The organism is Micromonospora sp. NPDC051300 (assembly GCF_044455315.1).
Classification (GTDB): Bacteria; Actinomycetota; Actinomycetes; order Mycobacteriales; family Micromonosporaceae; genus Micromonospora; species Micromonospora robiginosa.
In genome coordinates, this window is sequence record NZ_JBITEP010000002.1 from 320,078 (window position 1) to 338,847 (window position 18,770).

The window sequence follows — 18,770 nt, forward strand, 5'->3', positions numbered from 1 at the left end:
GGACGATGCTGCCGGTCTCACGTTTCGCCGCCGTGACGCCCAGGTCAACGGTCCCGCAGCGGGGCCGACCTGGGCAGGGCCGGAGGTCCTTGAGCTTGGTCACAGCCGGCCTGCGGCGCGCGCCCGGGCATGGTGAGATAGGGCATGGGCGGTGGTCGATGCATCAGGTGGCGCTGCGTGACATCGCGTTCACCGGAAGTCGGCCATCATGCCACAGCCCATGTGGTGAGGTGCGCCATACCCCCCGGCACGTGTCGCCAGGTGGCGCCCCCTAGCATCGGCCCATGACACCCGGAGAGGGGAGTCCGTTGGTGACTGCTGAGCATGCGCACGCGGAGGGGGACGACGCCGGAGCGGCGACGTCCGCAGGCGTGCTCGACGAGATCCTGGCCGGCGTGCGTGAGGACGTCGCCCGGCGGCAGGAGCAGATTCCGCTGGAGCGGATCCGTGAGCTGGCCGCCGCCGCGCCGCCGCCGCTGGACGCGTACGCGGCGCTGCGCCGGCCCGGCGTGGCCGTGATCGCCGAGGTGAAGCGCTCGTCGCCGTCCAAGGGGCGGCTGGCCGAGATCGCCGACCCGGCCGACCTGGCCGGCGACTACGCGGCCGGTGGCGCGCGGGCGATCAGCGTGCTGACCGAGGGTCGCTGGTTCGGCGGGTCGCTCGACGACCTGGCCGCCGTGCGGGCCGCGGTGAACGTGCCGGTGCTGCGCAAGGACTTCGTGGTGTCCAGCTACCAGGTGCACGAGGCCCGCGCGCACGGCGCCGACCTGGTGCTGCTGATCGTCGCCGCCCTGGAGCAGAACGCGCTTGTCGGGCTGCTGGAGCGGATCGAGTCGCTGGGCATGACCGCGCTGGTCGAGGTGCACACCGAGGAGGAGGCGGACCGGGCCCTGGAGGCGGGCGCGCAGGTGATCGGCGTCAATGCCCGCGACCTGCGTACCCTGGAGGTCGACCGTTCGGTGTTCGAGCGGATCGCGCCCGGCCTGCCGAGCAGCGTCGTCAAGATCGCCGAGTCGGGCGTGCGTGGTCCGCACGACCTCATCCGGTACGCCTCGGCCGGCGCCGACGCCGTCCTGGTGGGTGAGGGCCTGGTCACCCAGAAGAGCCCGCGCGAGGCGGTCGCCGAGCTGGTCAACGCCGGTAACCACCCGGCCACGCCCCGCCCGGTGCGCTGAGCCGCGCCGGGTCACCCGATCCGAGAGGACGCCCGCGATGAGCGCCGCACCCGCAGCCGGCCAGGTTCCCGACTCCGCCGGCCACTTCGGCCGGTTCGGCGGCCGGTTCGTCCCCGAGGCGCTCGTCGCCGCGCTGGACGAGCTGGACGCGGCGTACCGGAAGGCGATGGGCGACGACGAGTTCCTCGCCGAGTTCGACGCCCTGTTGCGTGACTACGCCGGCACACCCTCGGAGCTGTACGAGGCCCGGCGGCTCTCCGCGCAGGTGGGCGCGCGGATCCTGCTCAAGCGCGAGGACCTGAACCACACCGGCGCCCACAAGATCCGCAACGTGCTCGGCCAGGCGCTGCTCACCAGGCGGATGGGCAAGCGCCGGGTGATCGCGGAGACCGGCGCCGGCCAGCACGGCGTGGCCACCGCGACCGCCGCCGCGCTGTTCGACCTCGAGTGCGTGGTCTACATGGGCGAGGTGGACACCGAGCGGCAGGCGCTCAACGTGGCCCGGATGCGGATGCTCGGCGCCACCGTGATCCCGGTGACCGCCGGCTCGCGCACGCTCAAGGACGCGATGAACGAGGCGATGCGCGACTGGGTCGCCAACGTCGAGGACACCCACTACCTGATCGGCACCGCCGCCGGGCCGCACCCGTTCCCCGAGATGGTGCGGGACTTCGTCCGGGGCATCGGCGTGGAGGCCCGGCAGCAGTGCCTTGACCTGACCGGCGCGCTGCCGGACGCGGTCGCGGCGTGCGTCGGCGGCGGCTCCAACGCGTTGGGCATCTTCCACGCCTTCGTGCCCGACGCCGACGTGCGGCTCTACGGCTTCGAGGCCGGCGGCGAGGGCGTGGCGACCGGCCGGCACGCCGCCAGCATCACCGGCGGCTCGTCGGGCGTGCTGCACGGCACCCGCACCTACGTGCTCCAGGACGCCGACGGCCAGACCATCGAGTCGCACTCGATCTCGGCCGGGCTGGACTACCCGGGCGTCGGGCCGGAGCACGCCTGGCTGCACGACGCCGGCCGGGCCACCTACCTGCCGGTCGACGACGCCGAGGCGATGGCGGCGTTCGAGCTGCTCTGCCGCACCGAGGGGATCATCCCGGCGATCGAGAGCGCGCACGCGCTGGCCGGCGCCCGGCGGATCGCCCCGGAACTCGCCGCCGAGCTGGGTCGCGAGCCGGTGATCGTGGTCAACCTCTCCGGCCGGGGCGACAAGGACGTGCACACGGCCGGGGCGTACTTCGGCATCCTCGACAAGGAGTGACAGCGTGAGCCGCATCGGGGTCGCCTTCGACAAGGCCCGGGCCGACGGGCGGGCCGTGCTGGTCGGCTGCATGCCGGCCGGTTTCCCGACCGTCGAGGGCAGCATCGCCGCCATGACCGCCATGGTCGAGGCGGGCGTCGACGTCATCGAGGTGGAGATCCCCTACTCCGACCCGGTGATGGACGGCCCGGTCATCCAGAAGGCGAGCGACATCGCGCTGGCCGGCGGCGTACGCACCGCGGACGCGCTGCGCATCGTCGAGGCGGTCGCCGCGACCGGCGCGTCGGTGGTCACGATGACCTACTGGAACCCGATCGAGCAGTACGGCGTCGACGCGTTCGCCCGTGACATGGCCGCGGCCGGTGGCACCGGGCTCATCACGCCAGACCTGATCCCGGACGAGGCCGCCGAATGGCTGGCCGCCTCCGACGCGCACGGCCTCGACCGGACTTTCCTGGTGTCGCCGTCCTCCACCGACGCCCGCCTGCGGATGACCGTCGAGCACTGCCGGGGCTTCGTCTACGCCACCGCGATCATGGGGGTGACCGGCGCCCGCGCGCAGACCTCGGAGGCGGCGCCGATCCTGGTCTCCCGGCTGCGCGGGGTCACCGACCTGCCGGTCGGGGTCGGGCTGGGCGTGGGCACCGGCGCGCAGGCCGCCACCGTCGCCGGCTACGCCGACGCGGTGATCGTGGGCAGCGCGCTGGTGCGGACCGTGCTCGACGCGCCCGACCAGGCCGCCGGCCTGACCGCGCTGCGCAAGCTCAGCGCCGAGTTGGCCGAGGGCGTCCGCAACCCGTCCCGCTGACGCTGCCGTCCCACTGACGCTGCCGTCCCACTGACGCTGCCGTCCCGCCGACGCTGCCGGCCTGCGGATCGGCTGCTCGCCGCTGTCCTGGCCGTGCTGTCCCGGTCGGGCCGTCCTGGTTGTTCCGTTCTGGTCAGGGGCTGGCCGGTCGGGCGTCGGTGAGTCGTTTCTGATGTCAGCTCGACAGGCATCGGCCAGGACACTCCGAGCCGCCCGGGGCGAGCCGGCTCCGGGCGCCGTCGCCGCCCCGTCCCGCGCGGCGGAGCGGCCCGGGGTGCCGCGGACACGGTCCGCACCGGTACCGTGTGCACCCGTGACCCTCGCTCCGATGACTTCCCTGGCGGCCATGCCCAGCCCCAGCACCGCCGTCTGGCAGCTCGGTCCGGTTCCGATCCGGGCGTACGCGCTCTGCATCATCGCCGGCATCGTGGTGGCCTGCGTGGTCACCGAGTACCGGCTGCGCCGTCGCGGCGTCGCTCCCGGCGCGGTGCTCGACATCGCCGTCTGGGCGGTGCCGGCGGGCATCATCGGCGCCCGGATCTACCACGTGATCACCTCGCCGGAGAAATACTTCGGCGACGGCGGCCAGCCGCTCAAGGCGTTCGCCATCTGGGAGGGCGGGCTCGGCATCTGGGGCGCGGTGGCCGGCGGGGCGGTCGGCGCCTGGCTCGCCGCCCGGCAGCTCGGCATCCCGCTCACCGTGGTCGCCGACGCGCTGGCCCCGGGCATGCCCCTGGCGCAGGCCGTCGGCCGGTTGGGCAACTGGTTCAACAACGAGCTCTACGGCGGGCGCACCAGCCTGCCGTGGGGGCTCGAGGTGCACGTGATGGACCCGGACAACCCGGGCCACGCGTTGCGGGACGACGCCGGCAACCCGGTCCTGCAACCGGGGCTCTACCATCCGACGTTCCTCTACGAGTTGATCTGGAACCTCGGGGTCGCGGGGCTGGTGCTGGTGCTCGACCGCAAGCTGCGGCTGGGCCGGGGCCGGGCGTTCGCGCTCTACGTGATGGGCTACACGGCGGGCCGGTTCTGGATCGAGCTGATGCGCACCGACGAGGCCAACCACATCCTCGGTGTCCGGCTCAACGTCTGGACCGCGGCGCTGGTCTTCCTCGGCGCGCTCGCCTATTTCATCCGGGTGCGCGGGCCGCGCGAATACCTCGTCCCGCTGGGTGAGCCGGCCGCGCCGGTGACGCCGTCCGGCGACGTGTCCCAGGTCGACCTCGCCCGCCGCGAGGGCGGGGCGGCGACGGTGGCGCCCGAGGGCTACCGGGTGGTCACCGAGGAGCAGTTCCGCACGTACAAGAAGACCGGCGCGCTGCCCCCGACGGACGACGAGCCCGACGCGGTGGGGGGCGCCGACCCGACCGACCGGGACGCGACCGACGACGCCGACGTGACCGCCCGCGAGTCGACCGGACGGCCCGAGGTCGGCGACGGACCCGGACCGGACCTGACCGGCGACCGTGACGTGACCGGCGACCGTGACGTGACCGGGGACCGGGACGTCTTCGGCGACCGCGAGGTGACCGGCGACCGTGACGCGATCGGCGGCACGGAAGCGGCCGAACACGCCGGCCGGGCGGACGCCGGCGGGCGCCCGACAGACCGGGACAGCTGAGCGGGGGAGCCATGCGCAGCGCGGTGGTGGTCGGCGCCGGCCTCGGCGGGATGGCGGTGGCCGGCGCGCTGGCCCGCTCCGGCTGGCAGGTCACGCTGCTGGAGAAGGCCGACCGGGTGCGGCCGGAGTCGACCGCCGTGGTGCTCTGGCCGAACGGGGTACGCGCGTTGCGCGCCCTCGGTCTCGGCGCCGGGCTGGACGCGATCGCCACCCCGCTGCCCGACGGGGGGATCCGTCGCCCGGATGGCCAGTGGCTGGTGCAGCCGCGCCCCACGCCGGCCGACCGGATGCCTGTGGTGGTGCACCGGGAGGACCTGCACGACGCGCTCATCGCCGGGCTGGGCGAGCGGGTGGAACTGCGTACCGGGGTGAGCGTGCGGAGCGTGCGCGCGACGGCCGGCGAGCGTCCCGCGGTGGGCGACGGCCGGCACCTGTTCGAGGCGGACCTGGTGGTCGCGGCCGACGGCACCGACAGCGAGATCCGCCGACAGCTCGCCCCGGAGACCGCCGTGGTCAGTTCCGGTTGTGCCGCCTGGCGGGCGGTCATTCCCTGGTACCGGGCCCCGCAGCTCCCCGACGACCAGCAGCCGAACGGCGAGACGCTGGGCGCCGGCTACCGGTTCGTGGCCGCGTCGCTGGGCGAGCGGGGCACCGCCGGCGCGTCCCGGCGGGGCGGCATCTACTGGGTGGCCACCGCGGCGGGCGCGCCCCGCCCGGAGCCGCCGGACATCCAGCTCGCCCTGCTCAAGCGCTGGTTCGCCGGCTGGCCCGCGCCGATCGCCACGCTGCTGGACGCCACCGACCCGGCCGACGTGGTGCAGCAGGAGGTCCGCGAGCTGCGGCCGCTGCCCCGGGCGTACGGCTTCGCGGCCGGTCCGGGCGGCCTGGTGCTGCTCGGCGACGCCGCGCACGCCATGCCACCGCACCTCGGGCAGGGCGCCTGCCTCGCGTTCGAGGACGCGGCGACGCTCGCCGCGCTGCTGCGCGAGTCGCGGCTGCCGGACGCGGTGAGCGCCTACGACCGGCTGCGTCGCCCCCGGGCCGCGACGATGGTCCGGCAGACCCGCCGGATGTCGGCCGTGCTGCAGACCCGGGGCCGGCTGGCGTTGCGGGCCCGGGACGCCGCGCTGGGCACCATCAGCCCCCGGCTGCGCAACACGGCCGCGGCGGCCGCCGCCGACTGGCAGCCGCCGTCCTGACCGGGCGCGGGCCGGCGCTCAGATGACCGCGGTCGGTTCGGCGATGCAGGCCGTGCCGACCCGGCGGAACCCCACCCGCAGGTAGACCCGGGCGATGTCCTCGCTGCCGGCGCTCAGGAAGATCAGGTCGGTGCCGGCGGCGCGCAGCTCCCGGGCCAGCGTGGCGGTGACCGCCGTGCCGAGGCCGCGTCGCCGGGCCGACGGCAGCGTGGCCACCCCGGCGACCTCCGCCACGTCGCCGACCCGCATCGCCATGCCGCTGGCGAGCGCGCCCTCCCGCGCGGTGGCGGCCAGGACGGAGATCCGCCGGCCGTCGGCCACCCGGGCCGCCTCCTCCTCCAGCGCGTCCACGTCCAGCCGGGCGAGCGCGGCGTCCCGCTCGGCCGGCCCGGCCTCGCCCCGGGCGGTGCCGCCGTGGGCGAAGCCGACCGCGGCGACGGCCCGGCGCAGCGCGATGTCCGCCGCGAAGCTCGGGTGCGCCGGATCCAGCACCCGCACCGGTACGTCGCTGAGCGTCCCCGGGTCGGGCAGGCGATCCGCCTCCAGCAGCATCAGTGGCGCCTCCAGCACGCTCAGCCCCGCCGAGCGGGCCACCGCCAGCAGGTCCGGCTGGTGCTCGTGCACCCACTCGAACGCCTCCGGCAGGCCCAGCTCCCGTTGCCGGGCGCGGACGGCGGTCACCTCGGCCAGCGTGGGCGGCTCGGTGGCGTCGAGGCGGGGGCGGGCGTAGAACGGCCAACCCGCGCCGTCGCGGACGAACAGGACCAGGGAGTCGAACTCCTCCGTACGGGCCCCGTCGCGGGGCACCGCGTCGTAGAACCGCTCCAACCGGTCGAGCACGTCACCACGTACGACATCCACCGCGCGAGACTACACGTCCCAGCATCTGGAAGTGTGATCAATCTGAAGTGGCCTTGCGCGGTACGCCCTAACGTAGACTCAATAAACCCCAGCGGGCCGACGTCGTCCCCACCATGTACCAACCTGAGTGACGACAGGAGGCCCGGTGGCCTTTCCGTACCCTCACAACCCGCAGCCGGCCCCGCCGACGCCCGGTCTCTACGACCCCGCGTACGAGCACGACGCCTGCGGCGTGGCCTTCGTGGCCGACCTGCACGGGCGGCGTTCGCACCAGGTCGTCGCGAACGGCCTCGGCGCGCTGCGCCGGCTGGACCACCGGGGCGCCCGGGGCGCGGAGCACAACACCGGTGACGGCGCCGGGATCATGATCCAGGTGCCGGACGCGTTCCTGCGCGCGACAGTCGACTTCCCGCTGCCCCCGGCCGGGCAGTACGCCACCGGCCTGGTCTTCCTGCCCGACGACGACGCGGCCGAGGCCCGCGCCCGCCAGGTGGTCGACAAGTACGCGCTTGTCGAGGGCGCCGACGTGCTCGGCTGGCGCACGGTGCCGACCGACGCGTCCGACCTCGGCGAGACCGCGCTCGCGGCGATGCCCCGGGTCCGGCAGCTCTTCGTGGCCGCGCGCCGGCTGACCGACACGCCGGCCGGCGCGGCAGGTGACCCGCTGACCGGGCTCGACCTGGACCGGGTGGCGTTCTGCCTGCGCAAGCAGGTCGAGCGGGAGACCGCCGAGCGGGGCGTGCCGGCCTACTTCCCGTCGCTGTCCGGCCGGACGATGGTGTGGAAGGGGATGCTCACCCCGGACCAGCTTCCGGCGTTCTATCCGGAGCTGACCGACGAGCGGGTGGACAGCGCCATCGCGCTGGTGCACTCGCGCTTCTCCACCAACACCTTCCCGTCCTGGCCGCTGGCGCACCCGTACCGGTTCATCGCGCACAACGGCGAGATCAACACGATCCGCGGCAACCGCAACTGGATGCAGGCCCGGGAGGCGCTGCTGCGCAGCCCGAGCATCCCGGGCAACATCCGGCGGGTCTTCCCGGTCTGCACGCCGGCCGCGTCCGACTCGGCCAACTTCGACGAGGTGCTCGAACTGCTGCACCTGGCCGGGCGGAGCCTGCCGCACGCGGTGCTGATGATGATCCCCGAGGCGTGGGAGAACGACCCGGACATGCGCGCCGACAAGCGCGCGTTCTACCGCTTCCACGCCAGCCTGATGGAGCCGTGGGACGGTCCCGCCTCGGTCGCGTTCACCGACGGCGAGATCGTCGGGGCGGTGCTCGACCGCAACGGCCTGCGTCCGGGCCGCTGGTGGCACACCAGCGACGGGCTGGTGGTGCTCGGCAGCGAGGCCGGCGTGCTCGACCTGGACCCGGCGACGGTGGTGGCCAAGGGCCGGCTCCAGCCGGGCCGGATGTTCCTGGTCGACACCGTCAACGGCCGGATCGTCTCCGACGACGAGATCAAGACCGAGCTGGCCGCCGCCCGCCCCTACCAGGAGTGGCTGCACGCCGGCCTGATCGAGCTGGACGACCTGCCGGCGCGCGAGCACACCGTCTACACCCACGACTCGGTGCGCCGCCGGCAGCAGACGTTCGGCTACACCGAGGAGGAGCTGAAGATCCTGCTCGGCCCGATGGCCCGCAGCGGCGCGGAGCCGATCGGCTCGATGGGCACCGACACCCCGATCGCGCCGCTGTCCACCCGGCCCCGGCTGCTCTACGACTACTTCCACCAGCTCTTCGCCCAGGTCACCAACCCCCCGCTGGACGCCATCCGGGAGGAGCTGGTGACCAGCCTGGCGTCCACCATCGGGCCGGAGGGCAACCTGCTCGACCCGGGCCCGGCGAGCTGCCGGCAGATCGTGCTGCCCTACCCGGTGATCGACAACGACGAGCTGGCCAAGCTCCTCTCCGTCGACGAGGACGGTGACCTTCCGGGATTCAAGGCGGTCCGGGTCTCCGGCCTCTACCGGATCCGCGACGGCGGCGCCGGCGTCAAGGCCCGGCTGACCGAGATCTGCCGGCACGTCTCCGAGGCGATCGAGGACGGTGTCCGGATCCTGGTGCTCTCCGACCGGGACTCCAACGCCGACCTGGCCCCGATCCCGTCGCTGCTGCTCACCGCGGCGGTGCACCAGCACCTGGTCCGCGAGCAGACCCGCACCCAGGTGGCGCTGGTCGTGGAGTCCGGCGACTGCCGGGAGGTGCACCACGCGGCGGTGCTGATCGGCTACGGCGCGGCGGCGGTCAACCCGTACCTGGCGTTCGAGTCGGTCGAGGACATGATCTCCACGGGCGCGCTCGTCGGCGTGGACCGGGTGAAGGCGGTCCGCAACTACGTCAAGGCGCTCGGCAAGGGCGTCCTGAAGATCATGTCCAAGATGGGCATCTCCACCGTGTCGTCGTACTGCGGGGCGCAGGTGTTCGAGGCGGTCGGCCTGGACACCCGCCTGGTCGACCGCTACTTCCGCGGCACCCCGAGCACGATCGGCGGCATCGGGCTCGCGGACATCCACGCCGAGGTCGCCGCCCGGCACGCGCTTGCCTGGCCGGCGCCGGGCAGCCAGGCCAGCGACCGGTTGGAGGTCGGCGGCGAGTACCAGTGGCGCCGCGAGGGCGAGCTGCACCTGTTCAACCCGGAGACCGTCTTCCTGCTCCAGCACGCCACCCGCAGCCGCCAGTACGACGTCTTCCGGCAGTACACCGCGAAGGTCGACGCGCTGGCCGCGAAGGCGGGCTCGCTGCGCGGGCTGTTCACGCTGCGCACCGGCGTCCGCCCGGCGGTGCCGCTGGACGAGGTCGAGCCGGCCACCGAGATCGTCAAGCGGTTCGCCACCGGCGCCATGTCGTACGGGTCGATCTCGGCCGAGGCGCACGAGACCCTGGCGATCGCGATGAACCGGCTGGGCGGCAAGTCCAACACCGGCGAGGGCGGCGAGGACGTCGACCGGCTGCACGACCCGGCCCGCCGCTCGGCGGTCAAGCAGATCGCCAGCGGCCGGTTCGGCGTGACGAGCGAATACCTGGTCAACGCGGACGACCTCCAGATCAAGATGGCGCAGGGCGCGAAGCCCGGCGAGGGCGGTCAACTGCCGGGCAACAAGGTCTGGCCGTGGATCGCCCGCACCCGGCACGCCACCCCGGGCGTCGGCCTGATCTCCCCGCCGCCGCACCACGACATCTACTCCATCGAGGACCTGGCCCAGCTCGTCCACGACCTGAAGTGCGTCAACCCGGCCGCCCGGGTGCACGTCAAGCTGGTCAGCGAGGTGGGCGTGGGCACCGTGGCGGCCGGCGTGGCCAAGCTCAAGGCCGACGTCATCCTGATCTCCGGGCACGACGGCGGCACCGGCGCGTCCCCGCTCAACTCGCTCAAGCACGCCGGCACCCCGTGGGAGCTGGGCCTGGCCGAGGCGCAGCAGACGCTGCTGCTCAACAAGTTGCGCGACCGGGTCACCGTGCAGGTCGACGGCCAGCTCAAGACCGGTCGGGACGTGCTGGTCGCGGCGCTGCTCGGCGCGGAGGAGTTCGGTTTCGCCACCGCCCCGCTCATCGTCGAGGGCTGCGTCATGATGCGGGTCTGCCACCTGGACACCTGTCCGGTCGGCATCGCCACCCAGAACCCGGTGCTGCGCGAGCGGTTCACCGGCAAGCCCGAGTTCGTGGAGAACTTCTTCCTCTTCCTCGCCGAGGAGGTCCGCGGCTACCTGGCCGAGCTGGGCTTCCGCAGCATCGACGAGGCGATCGGGCACACCGAGCTGCTCGACGTCGCCGGCGCGATCGACCACTGGAAGGGTCACGGCCTCGACCTGGGCCGCGTCCTGCACCTGCCGGAGCTGCCCGAGGGCACGGCCCGGCGGGGCGTCCGCGCCCAGGACCACGGCCTCGACGTCGCCCTGGACAACCGGCTCATCGAGCTGGCCGGTCCGGCGCTGCGCGAGGGCTCCCCGGTGCGGGTCGAGGTCGAGGTGCGCAACGAGCACCGCAGCGTCGGCGCGATGCTCGGCGGCGAGGTGACCCGCCGGTTCGGCGGCGCCGGGCTGCCCGACGACACCGTCGAGTTCCTGCTGCGCGGCACCGCCGGCCAGTCGTTCGGCGCGTTCCTGCCGCGCGGCGTCACGCTGCGCCTGCACGGCGACGCCAACGACTACGTCGGCAAGGGGCTGTCCGGTGGCCGGATCGTGGTCCGGCCGGACGCCGCCGCGCCGTTCGTCGGCGAGGACGCCGAGCCGGGTCGGCGCGCCGAGGACCAGATCATCGCCGGCAACACCATCCTCTACGGCGCGACCGGCGGCGAGGTGTTCCTGCGTGGTCGGGTCGGCGAGCGGTTCGCGGTGCGCAACTCCGGCGCGGTGGCCGTGGTCGAGGGGCTCGGCGACCACGGCTGCGAGTACATGACCGGCGGCACGGTGGTGGTGCTCGGCCCGACCGGGCGCAACTTCGCCGCCGGCATGTCCGGCGGCACCGCGTTCGTGCACCGGCTCGACCGGCGGCTGGTCAACGCCGAGCTGGTCGACCTGTCGCCGTTGCGCGACGAGGAACGCGACCGGCTGCACGACCTGGTCCAGCGGCACGTCGCGGAGACCGCCTCGGCGGTCGCCGAGGCGCTGCTGAAGCGCTGGCCGGAGGCGGTGGAGGAGTTCACCGCCGTGGTACCCCGGGACTACCGCCGGGTCATGGAGATCGTGCGGGCCGCCGAAGCCGCCGGCCACGACGTCGACGACGCGGTGATGAGTGCGCTCTCACCAACCCCGGCGCCGCCCGCGCCGCGGGCGGTCGCCCAGGAGGTGGCTCGTGCCTGACCCGAACGGTTTCCTGCGCTACGACCGGCGGCTGCCCGCCCGCCGCCCGGTCCCGGTGCGGATCACCGACTGGCGGGAGGTCTACCCGCCGGCCGGCGAGGAACTGGTCCGTGAGCAGGCCACCCGGTGCATGGACTGCGGCATCCCGTTCTGCCACGACGGCTGCCCGCTGGGCAACCGCATCCCGGACTGGAACGACCTGGTCCGCACCGGCAACTGGGACGCGGCGGTGGAGTCGCTGCACGCCACGAACAACTTCCCCGAGTTCACCGGCCGGCTCTGCCCGGCCCCGTGCGAGGCGGCCTGCGTGCTCGGCCTCGGCGGCCAGCAACCGGTCACCATCAAGCAGGTCGAGGTGGAGATCGCCGACGCGGCGGTGGCCGGCGACGGACTGCGGCCCCGGCCCGCGTCGACGTCGACCGGTCGCTCGGTCGCGGTGGTCGGCTCCGGCCCGGCCGGGCTGGCCGCCGCGCAGCAGCTCGCCCGCGCCGGCCACAGCGTCACCGTGTACGAGCGCGACGACGCGATCGGCGGCCTGCTCCGCTACGGCATCCCCGACTTCAAGCTGGAGAAGCGCCACGTCGACCGCCGGGTGGCCCAGCTCACCGCCGAGGGGGTGCGCTTCCGCACCGGTGTGGACGTCGGTGTCGACGTGACCGCCGAGCAGTTGCGCGCCGCGCACGACGCGGTGCTGCTCGCCTGCGGCGCGTTGCAGGGCCGGGACACCCTGGAGACGCCGGGTCGGGCGCTGCGCGGCGTACACCAGGCGATGTCGCACCTGGTGGCCGCGAACCGGGTGGTGGCGGCGGCGGGCGACGGTCGACCGGCCCTCGCCGTGCTGCCGGACGGCACGCCTATCGACGCGGCCGGCAAGCACGTGGTGATCATCGGAGGTGGGGACACCGCCGCGGACTGCCTCGGTGTGGCGCACCGGCAGGGCGCGGCCGGCGTCCACCAGCTCGATCTCTACCCGCAGCCCCCGGCGGACCGGGACGCCGCCCGCGACCCGTGGCCGACCTGGCCGTGGGTGCTGCGCTCCTACCCGGCGCACGAGGAGGGCGGCGAGCGGGTCTTCGCGGTGGCCGTGCAGGAGTTCGTCGACGACGGCACCGGGCAGGTCCGCGCCGTGCGGATCGCCGAGGTGACGGTGGAGAAGGTCGACGGCCGGCGCATCGTCACCGCGCTGCCCGGCTCGGAGCGGGAGATCCCGGCCGACCTGGTGCTGCTCGCGATCGGCTTCGAGGGCACCGAGGAGCAGCCGTTGCTGGCCCAGCTCGGGGTGGCCCGCAACGGTCGCGGCGCGGTCGACGCCCGCCCGGACTGGCAGGCGGCCGACGGCGTGTTCGTCGCCGGGGACATGCACCGGGGCGCCTCGCTCATCGTCTGGGCGATCGCCGAGGGGCGGGCCGCCGCCGCGGCCGTGCACGCCTACCTGGGCGGGGTGGGCGAGCTGCCCGCCCCGGTCGACCCGGCCCGGCAGCCGCTGGCGGGGTAAGGAGGGGCCCCCGCTTAACGCATTCGGTATAGGCGGGGGCCCCTTTTAACACCGCTGGGCGTGGGCCACGTCTCGTCCGGCGGGGCACCGACGGCACGAAGATCATCGTTACGCTGCGGGCATGGACGTCGAGGCACGCCTGCGGCGGGCACGCCGCTGGCTCTGGATCGTGGTGGTGGGGCTCTTTCTCAGCGGGGTGACCGCGTTCCCGCTGGAGATCGAGGTGCGGTGGCTGCTGGCGGCGCTCGATCCGCTCGCCGGCCGGCTCCCGGCGTTGCTGAGCTGGATCGAGCGCGTCCACACCGGACTGGTGACCGCCGACCGTGACTACCCGTTCCTGCTCTACGGCACCGACTGGCTGGCCTTCGCTCATCTGGTGCTCGCGGTGGCGTTCTGGGGACCGCTGCGTGACCCGGTGCGCAACGTCTGGGTGGTGCAGGTGGGCATGGTCGCCTGCGCCGGCATCGTGCCGCTGGCGTTGATCTGCGGCCCGATCCGGGACATCCCCTGGTTCTGGACGCTCGTCGACCTGTCGTTCGCGGTGGGCGCGTTCCCGCCGCTCTGGTTCGCCTACCGGCACATCCGCGCCGTGGAGGCGGCGGTGGGGTCGGGCGGGGCCCCGCTCGCGCGGGAGCCCCGCCCGACCTGACACCTCAGCGGTGCAGCAGGTCGTGCGCCGCCCGGATCTTCGACCAGGACGCCGGTCGGGCCGGGGCCGCCGAGGTACGCGCGGCGGCGCCCACCTCGGGCCGGCCGGCGGTGAACAGCCAGGTGGTGAACACCGCGTCGAGATCCTGGCCGGAGATCCGCTCGGCGAGCGCCTGGAACTGCTCGATGGTGCCGTTGCCGTACTGGTGCCGGGCGGTCCAGGTGCGCAGGATCCGGAAGAACGCCGGGTCACCGACGGCCAGCCGGATCTGGTGCAGCGCCATCGCGCCCCGGTCGTAGACGGCGTCGTCGAAGACCCGGTCGGCGCCCGGGTCGCCGGGGAGGACCTGCCAGAACTCCGAGTCGGCCGGGTAGCTGTCGTAGGTGAAGTCGAACAGCTCCTGCGCGGTGCCCTCGTCCTGCTCCTCCGACCAGAGCCACTCGGCGTACGAGGCGAAGCCCTCGTTGAGCCAGATGTTGCGCCACGCCGCCACCGAGACGGAGTCGCCGAACCACTGGTGGGCGTTCTCGTGCACCACCACGTAGGGGTTCGCGCCGCGCCGCCAGAAGCCGGGGCCGTAGACCGGTCGGGTCTGCGTCTCCAGGGCGAACCCGATGCCGTCGATCGGACCGGCCACGCCGCCCTGCGCCTCGAACGGGTACGGGCCGAACACCCCGCTCTCCCAGTCGACGATCTCGGCGGTGCGTTCGATGCTGGCCCGGGCGGCCGGCAGGCGCTCGCCCAGCGTGGTGCTGTACGCGTTCACCACCGGCTGCCCGTTCGGCGCGGTGTCGGTGACGATGTCGTACTGCCCGATGGCCAGGAACGCCTGGTAGGTGGCGCCGGGCTTGACGCTGCGCCAGCTCCACCGGGTGCGGTTGCCCGCCTCGGGCAGCGGGTCGCGCGGCTGCACGCCGTTGCTGACCACCTCCACGCCGGTCGGCACCGAGACGGAGATGTCCCAGGTGGCCTTGTCCTTCGGGTGGTCGTTGCTCGGGTACCACCACCAGGCCGACTCGGGCTCGTTCACGGCGAGCGCGCCGTCGGCGGTGCGGGTCCACCCGGTGTAGCCGTAGACCTTGGTCTGCGAGGGGACGCCGGCGTAGTTAACCACGACGGTGAGCTGCTGGCCCTTGAGGAGCGTCCGGGGCGGGGTGACGACCAGCTCGTGGTCGCCGGCCCGGGCGAAGCCGGCCACCCAGCCGTTGACCCGCACCGACTCCACGTCGAGCGCGAAGTCGAGGTTGAACCGGGACAGGTCCTTGGTGGCGGCGGCCAGGATGGTGGTGGTGCCGCTGAGCCGGTCGGTGGCCGGGTCGTAGCGCAGCCGGATGTCGTAGTGGTCGACGTCGTAGCCGCCGTTGCCGTAGTCGGGGAAGTAGCTGTCGCCCAACCCGGGGCTGCCCGGCGTGGGGGTGGCCGCCGAGACGTGCGGGCGGCCCGGTCCGGTCGGGGCGGCCTGGCCGGGTGCGCCGGTCACGGTGGTGACGGCGGTGGTGAGCGTCAGGGCGGCGATCGCCGCCGGGAGTGCGCGTCGCACGGGTGGGACTCCCTCCGTCGGGGTGTACGCACCCTGAACCTAATCGACGCATGTAAACGGATCTGCCCCGCCCGGGAGCCGACAGCTATTCAATTTTTGCGAATGTTTCGATAGCATTACCCGCTAGTAACAAGCACGACCCCTCGGCCACGCGCGCGGTCAACGGGCTCCACCACCCCTGTCCCGTGGAGGTCCTGTCATGTCCCGTCGCGTCCGTACCGCGCTCGCCGCGGTGTTGGCGGCCGTCCTCGGCGCCGTGCTCCTGCCCGGCGCCGCCCGGGCGGCCACCGTCAACTACGTCGCCCTCGGCGACTCCTACTCCTCCGGCGTCGGTGCCGGCCCGTACGACCTCTCCACCTGCCTGCGCAGCCAGAAGTCGTACGCCCCGCTCTGGGCGGCGGCGCACGCGGTCACCAGCTTCCGCTTCCCGGCCTGCGGTGGCGCGGTCACCGCCGACGTGCTGAACAGCCAGGTGGGTCAGCTCAGCTCCACCACCACGCTCGTCACCATCACCATCGGCGGCAACGACGCCGGTTTCGCCGACGTGATGACCAGTTGCCGCTTCGGCAGCACGTCGAGCTGCGAGAGCGCGGTGGCCGGCGCGAAGGCGTTCGCCACCGCGACGCTGCCCGGCCGGCTGGACGCGACCTACGCCGCGATCCGCGACCGGGCCCCGAACGCCCGGCTCGTGGTGCTCGGCTACCCGCGCCTGTTCGAGACCGGCTCCTGCGGGCTGCTCGCCATGAGCAGCTACAAGCGCACCATCCTCAACCAGGCCGCCGACGTGCTGAACGGGGTCACCGCCGGGCGGGCCGCCGCGGCCGGGGCGACGTTCGTCGACGCGCGGCCGGCCTTCACCGGGCACGGGGTGTGCGCTGCCGACCCGTGGATCCGCGACGTCAGCGGGGTGATCGAGGCGTACCACCCGAACGCGAACGGCTACCGCTACGGCTACCTGGCCGCGCTCACCGCCGCGATCGGCTGAGGTGTAAGGAGGGGCCCCCTGTTAACGCATTCTGCATAACAGGGGGCCCCTCCTAACAACCGCCGAGGCGGAGAGGCTCAGCGGCCCGCCGGCGCCAGCCCGCCGATCCTCTCCGGCAGTGCGGTCGCGGCGGCGGGCGTACCGGGCGTCACCGGGGACAGCGCGGTCGGCACGACCTCCGGCGTCGGTCCGGTGCGCCGCCACGGCCGGGCGCGCCGTCCGGACGGTACGGCGAGCGCGGCCAGCGCCGCGGCCAGCGAGATGCCGGTGAGCAGCAGGAAGCCGGCGGTGAAACCGGCCTCCCGGGGCAGCCCGCTCGGCTGTGGGTCGGCGGTGATCACGGTGCTGGCCAGCGCCGCGCCGATCGCCCCGCCGATGGTGCGGATGTTGGCGTTCATGCCGGTCGCCGCGCCGGTCTGCGAGGCCGGCACGTTGCCCACGATGAGATTGGCCATCGAGGCGAACGCCAGCCCGATGCCGAGTCCGACCAGGCCCCCGGCCAGGGCGACCTCCCACCGGGTGTCGTGCGCGACGGTGAGCATCGCCGCGGCCGTCACGTTGAAGACCGCGCCGGTGGTGAGCTGCGCCTTCGGGCTGAACCGGGACTCCAGCCGCCCGGCCAGCAGGCCGGCGGCGAACATGCCGACGAGCATCGGCAGCATGAGCAGTCCGGCCTGGGTGATGCTGGCGCCGAAGCCGTAGCCGGCGCTGGTCGGGATCTGCGCGAACTGCGGCAGGAAGGCGTAGACGGCGAACATCGAGGCGCCGTAGAGCAGCGCGACCAGGTTGGTGGTCCAGACCGCGGGCAGGCGCATCATCCGCAGGTCGATAAGCGGGTTCGCGGCGCGGGCCTCGACCGCCAGCCAGCCGGACAGCAGCACCGCGGCGAGCGCGAGCAGGCCGATCACCCGACCGGAACCCCAACCCCAGGCGGCGCCCTGGCTGACCGGCAGCAGGAGCGCCACCAGCCACCCGGAGAGGAGTACGGCGCTGGCCCAGTTGATCCGGCCCGGGGTGCGTACCGGCGAGCGCGGCACGAACCGGTGCGCGGCCAGCGCGGTGAGGCCGACCACGACCATCGGGATCCAGAACAGCCAGCGGTAGCCCAGGGTGGTCACGATCGGGCCGGCGAGCACGACGCCCAGGCCGCCGCCCACTGCCACCACGGCCGAGATCGACGCCACCGCGGAGCTGACCCGGGCGGCCGGGAACTCGTCGCGAATGATGCCGAACGACAGCGGGAAGACGGCGCCGCCGATGCCCTGGACCACCCGGGCGGCGATGAGCACGCCGATGTTCGGCGCGACGGCCGCCAGCAGGCAGCCCAGCGCGAGCGCGGCGAGCGAGACGACGAGCGTCCGCTCCTTGCCGACCATGTCGCCGATCCGGCCGAGGATCGGTGTGAAGATCGACGCGGAGAGCAGGTAGGCGGTCAGCACCCAGGTCACCGTGTTCGGCGAGGTGTGCAGGTCGTGCTGGATGGTGGGCAGCACCGGCGTGATCAGCGACTGGAGCATCGCGAAGAAGCCGGTGCCGGCCGCGAGGACGAGGAACGTCATCCGGCGCGAGCCGCGCCGGAAGGTGTCGATCATGTGGGAGAACTCCCGTTCGGTACGAGATGGTCGGCCGCTCGCGCGTGGGGCGGCGATGGCGGCGCATCGGGCCGGGGCCCTCGGAGTACGCTATCCGGAGGGGTGCCTCCACCAACGTAGTGGAGGGGTGCCTCCGGTTGCAAGAGGGAAGGAGTGACGCGCGTCATGCCCAGTGCCGACCGGTCGACCGAGGTCTTCGCGCGGCGCCCGAAGCGGGCCGACGCCCGGCGCAACTACGACGCGCTGGTCGCCGCCGCCCGCGAGGTGTTCGGCGAGTGCGGCGCGAGCGCCTCGCTGGAGCAGATCGCCCGCCGGGCCGGCGTGGGCATCGGCACGCTCTACCGCAACTTCCCGCAGCGGCGGGACCTGTTCGAGGCGGTCTACGTCGAGGAGGTGCGGGCGCTCAGCGCCTCCGCCGCCGACCTGGCCGACCTCGACCCGTGGGACGCCCTGGTCGGCTGGCTGCACCGCTTCGTCGCGTACGTCGGGACCAAGCGGGCGCTCGCCGAGGAGCTGGTGCACGACTCCGAGGTGTTCCGGAGCTGCCGCACCGAGATCTACGCCGCCGGCGAGCCGCTGCTGCGCCGCGCCCAGGCCGCCGGGGCCGCCCGGCCGGACGCCGACTTCGACGACGTGGTGCGCCTGATCAGCGGCCTCGCCGCCTATCAGTTCCCGGACCCGGCCCAGCGCGACCGGGTGCTGACCATCGCACTGGACGGCCTGCGCCCGCCTCGGTGACGAGGTGTTAAGCGGGGCCCCCTCCTATGCCTCAGG

13 protein-coding genes are annotated in these 18,770 nt (G+C 73.8%); 10 read left to right on the top strand and 3 right to left on the bottom strand.

Translation table 11 applies throughout. The features are described 5' to 3' along the window. The first annotated feature begins 371 nt into the window (after positions 1 to 371). The 5 genes from trpC to ACIA5A_RS04610 all read left to right on the top strand — a co-directional run bounded on the left by trpC (position 372) and on the right by ACIA5A_RS04610 (position 6,070). The gene (gene trpC, locus ACIA5A_RS04590) at positions 372 to 1,175 is read left to right on the top strand and encodes an indole-3-glycerol phosphate synthase TrpC (RefSeq protein ID WP_278109900.1); all 804 of its coding nucleotides are present in this window, start codon (positions 372 to 374) and stop codon (positions 1,173 to 1,175) included. Positions 1,176 to 1,212: 37 nt separating this feature from the next. Continuing rightward, positions 1,213 to 2,439, top strand: coding sequence for a tryptophan synthase subunit beta (trpB, locus tag ACIA5A_RS04595; RefSeq protein WP_396756372.1), 1,227 nt, complete (start codon positions 1,213 to 1,215; stop codon positions 2,437 to 2,439). Positions 2,440 to 2,443: 4 nt separating this feature from the next. Further along, positions 2,444 to 3,247, top strand: coding sequence for a tryptophan synthase subunit alpha (gene trpA, locus ACIA5A_RS04600; protein WP_396756374.1), 804 nt, complete (start codon positions 2,444 to 2,446; stop codon positions 3,245 to 3,247). Positions 3,248 to 3,560: 313 nt separating this feature from the next. Beyond that, on the top strand, positions 3,561 to 4,871 hold the full coding sequence (lgt, locus tag ACIA5A_RS04605; protein WP_396756376.1) for a prolipoprotein diacylglyceryl transferase: 1,311 nt from the start codon (positions 3,561 to 3,563) through the stop codon (positions 4,869 to 4,871). Between the two features lie 11 nt (positions 4,872 to 4,882). Further along, complete coding sequence (locus tag ACIA5A_RS04610; RefSeq protein WP_396756378.1) at positions 4,883 to 6,070, top strand: FAD-dependent oxidoreductase; 1,188 nt, start codon at positions 4,883 to 4,885, stop codon at positions 6,068 to 6,070. Between the two features lie 18 nt (positions 6,071 to 6,088). Here ACIA5A_RS04610 and ACIA5A_RS04615 read toward each other — a convergent pair whose 3' ends face one another. Further along, complete coding sequence (locus ACIA5A_RS04615) at positions 6,089 to 6,931, bottom strand: GNAT family N-acetyltransferase (protein ID WP_396756380.1); 843 nt, start codon at positions 6,929 to 6,931, stop codon at positions 6,089 to 6,091. A 145-nt stretch (positions 6,932 to 7,076) separates the two neighbouring features. On the opposite strand from ACIA5A_RS04615, the gene gltB reads away from it, so the two are divergent. From gltB to ACIA5A_RS04630, 3 genes are all read left to right on the top strand, one after another. Continuing rightward, positions 7,077 to 11,735: a glutamate synthase large subunit gene (gene gltB, locus ACIA5A_RS04620; RefSeq protein WP_396756382.1), complete on the top strand. Its 4,659-nt coding sequence runs from the start codon at positions 7,077 to 7,079 to the stop codon at positions 11,733 to 11,735. Beyond that, the gene (locus ACIA5A_RS04625) at positions 11,728 to 13,230 is read left to right on the top strand and encodes a glutamate synthase subunit beta (protein WP_396756384.1); all 1,503 of its coding nucleotides are present in this window, start codon (positions 11,728 to 11,730) and stop codon (positions 13,228 to 13,230) included. The genes gltB and ACIA5A_RS04625 overlap by 8 nt, the downstream gene beginning before the upstream one ends. A gap of 121 nt (positions 13,231 to 13,351) precedes the next feature. Further along, positions 13,352 to 13,879 carry a hypothetical protein gene (locus tag ACIA5A_RS04630; protein ID WP_396756386.1) on the top strand — a complete coding sequence of 176 codons (528 nt, stop codon included), beginning with the start codon at positions 13,352 to 13,354 and terminating at the stop codon, positions 13,877 to 13,879. A gap of 4 nt (positions 13,880 to 13,883) precedes the next feature. On the opposite strand, the gene ACIA5A_RS04635 is transcribed toward ACIA5A_RS04630, so the two are convergent. After that, complete coding sequence (locus tag ACIA5A_RS04635) at positions 13,884 to 15,419, bottom strand: M1 family metallopeptidase (protein WP_396756388.1); 1,536 nt, start codon at positions 15,417 to 15,419, stop codon at positions 13,884 to 13,886. A 199-nt stretch (positions 15,420 to 15,618) separates the two neighbouring features. Here ACIA5A_RS04635 and ACIA5A_RS04640 point away from each other — a divergent pair, with 199 nt between their 5' ends. Further along, positions 15,619 to 16,404, top strand: coding sequence for an SGNH/GDSL hydrolase family protein (locus tag ACIA5A_RS04640; protein WP_396756390.1), 786 nt, complete (start codon positions 15,619 to 15,621; stop codon positions 16,402 to 16,404). A gap of 77 nt (positions 16,405 to 16,481) precedes the next feature. Here the strand turns inward: ACIA5A_RS04640 and ACIA5A_RS04645 are convergent, their stop codons facing one another. Beyond that, positions 16,482 to 17,996 carry an MFS transporter gene (locus ACIA5A_RS04645; RefSeq protein WP_396756392.1) on the bottom strand — a complete coding sequence of 505 codons (1,515 nt, stop codon included), beginning with the start codon at positions 17,994 to 17,996 and terminating at the stop codon, positions 16,482 to 16,484. Positions 17,997 to 18,161: 165 nt separating this feature from the next. On the opposite strand from ACIA5A_RS04645, the gene ACIA5A_RS04650 reads away from it, so the two are divergent. After that, positions 18,162 to 18,734: a TetR/AcrR family transcriptional regulator gene (locus ACIA5A_RS04650; protein WP_396756394.1), complete on the top strand. Its 573-nt coding sequence runs from the start codon at positions 18,162 to 18,164 to the stop codon at positions 18,732 to 18,734. Positions 18,735 to 18,770: the final 36 nt, after the last annotated feature.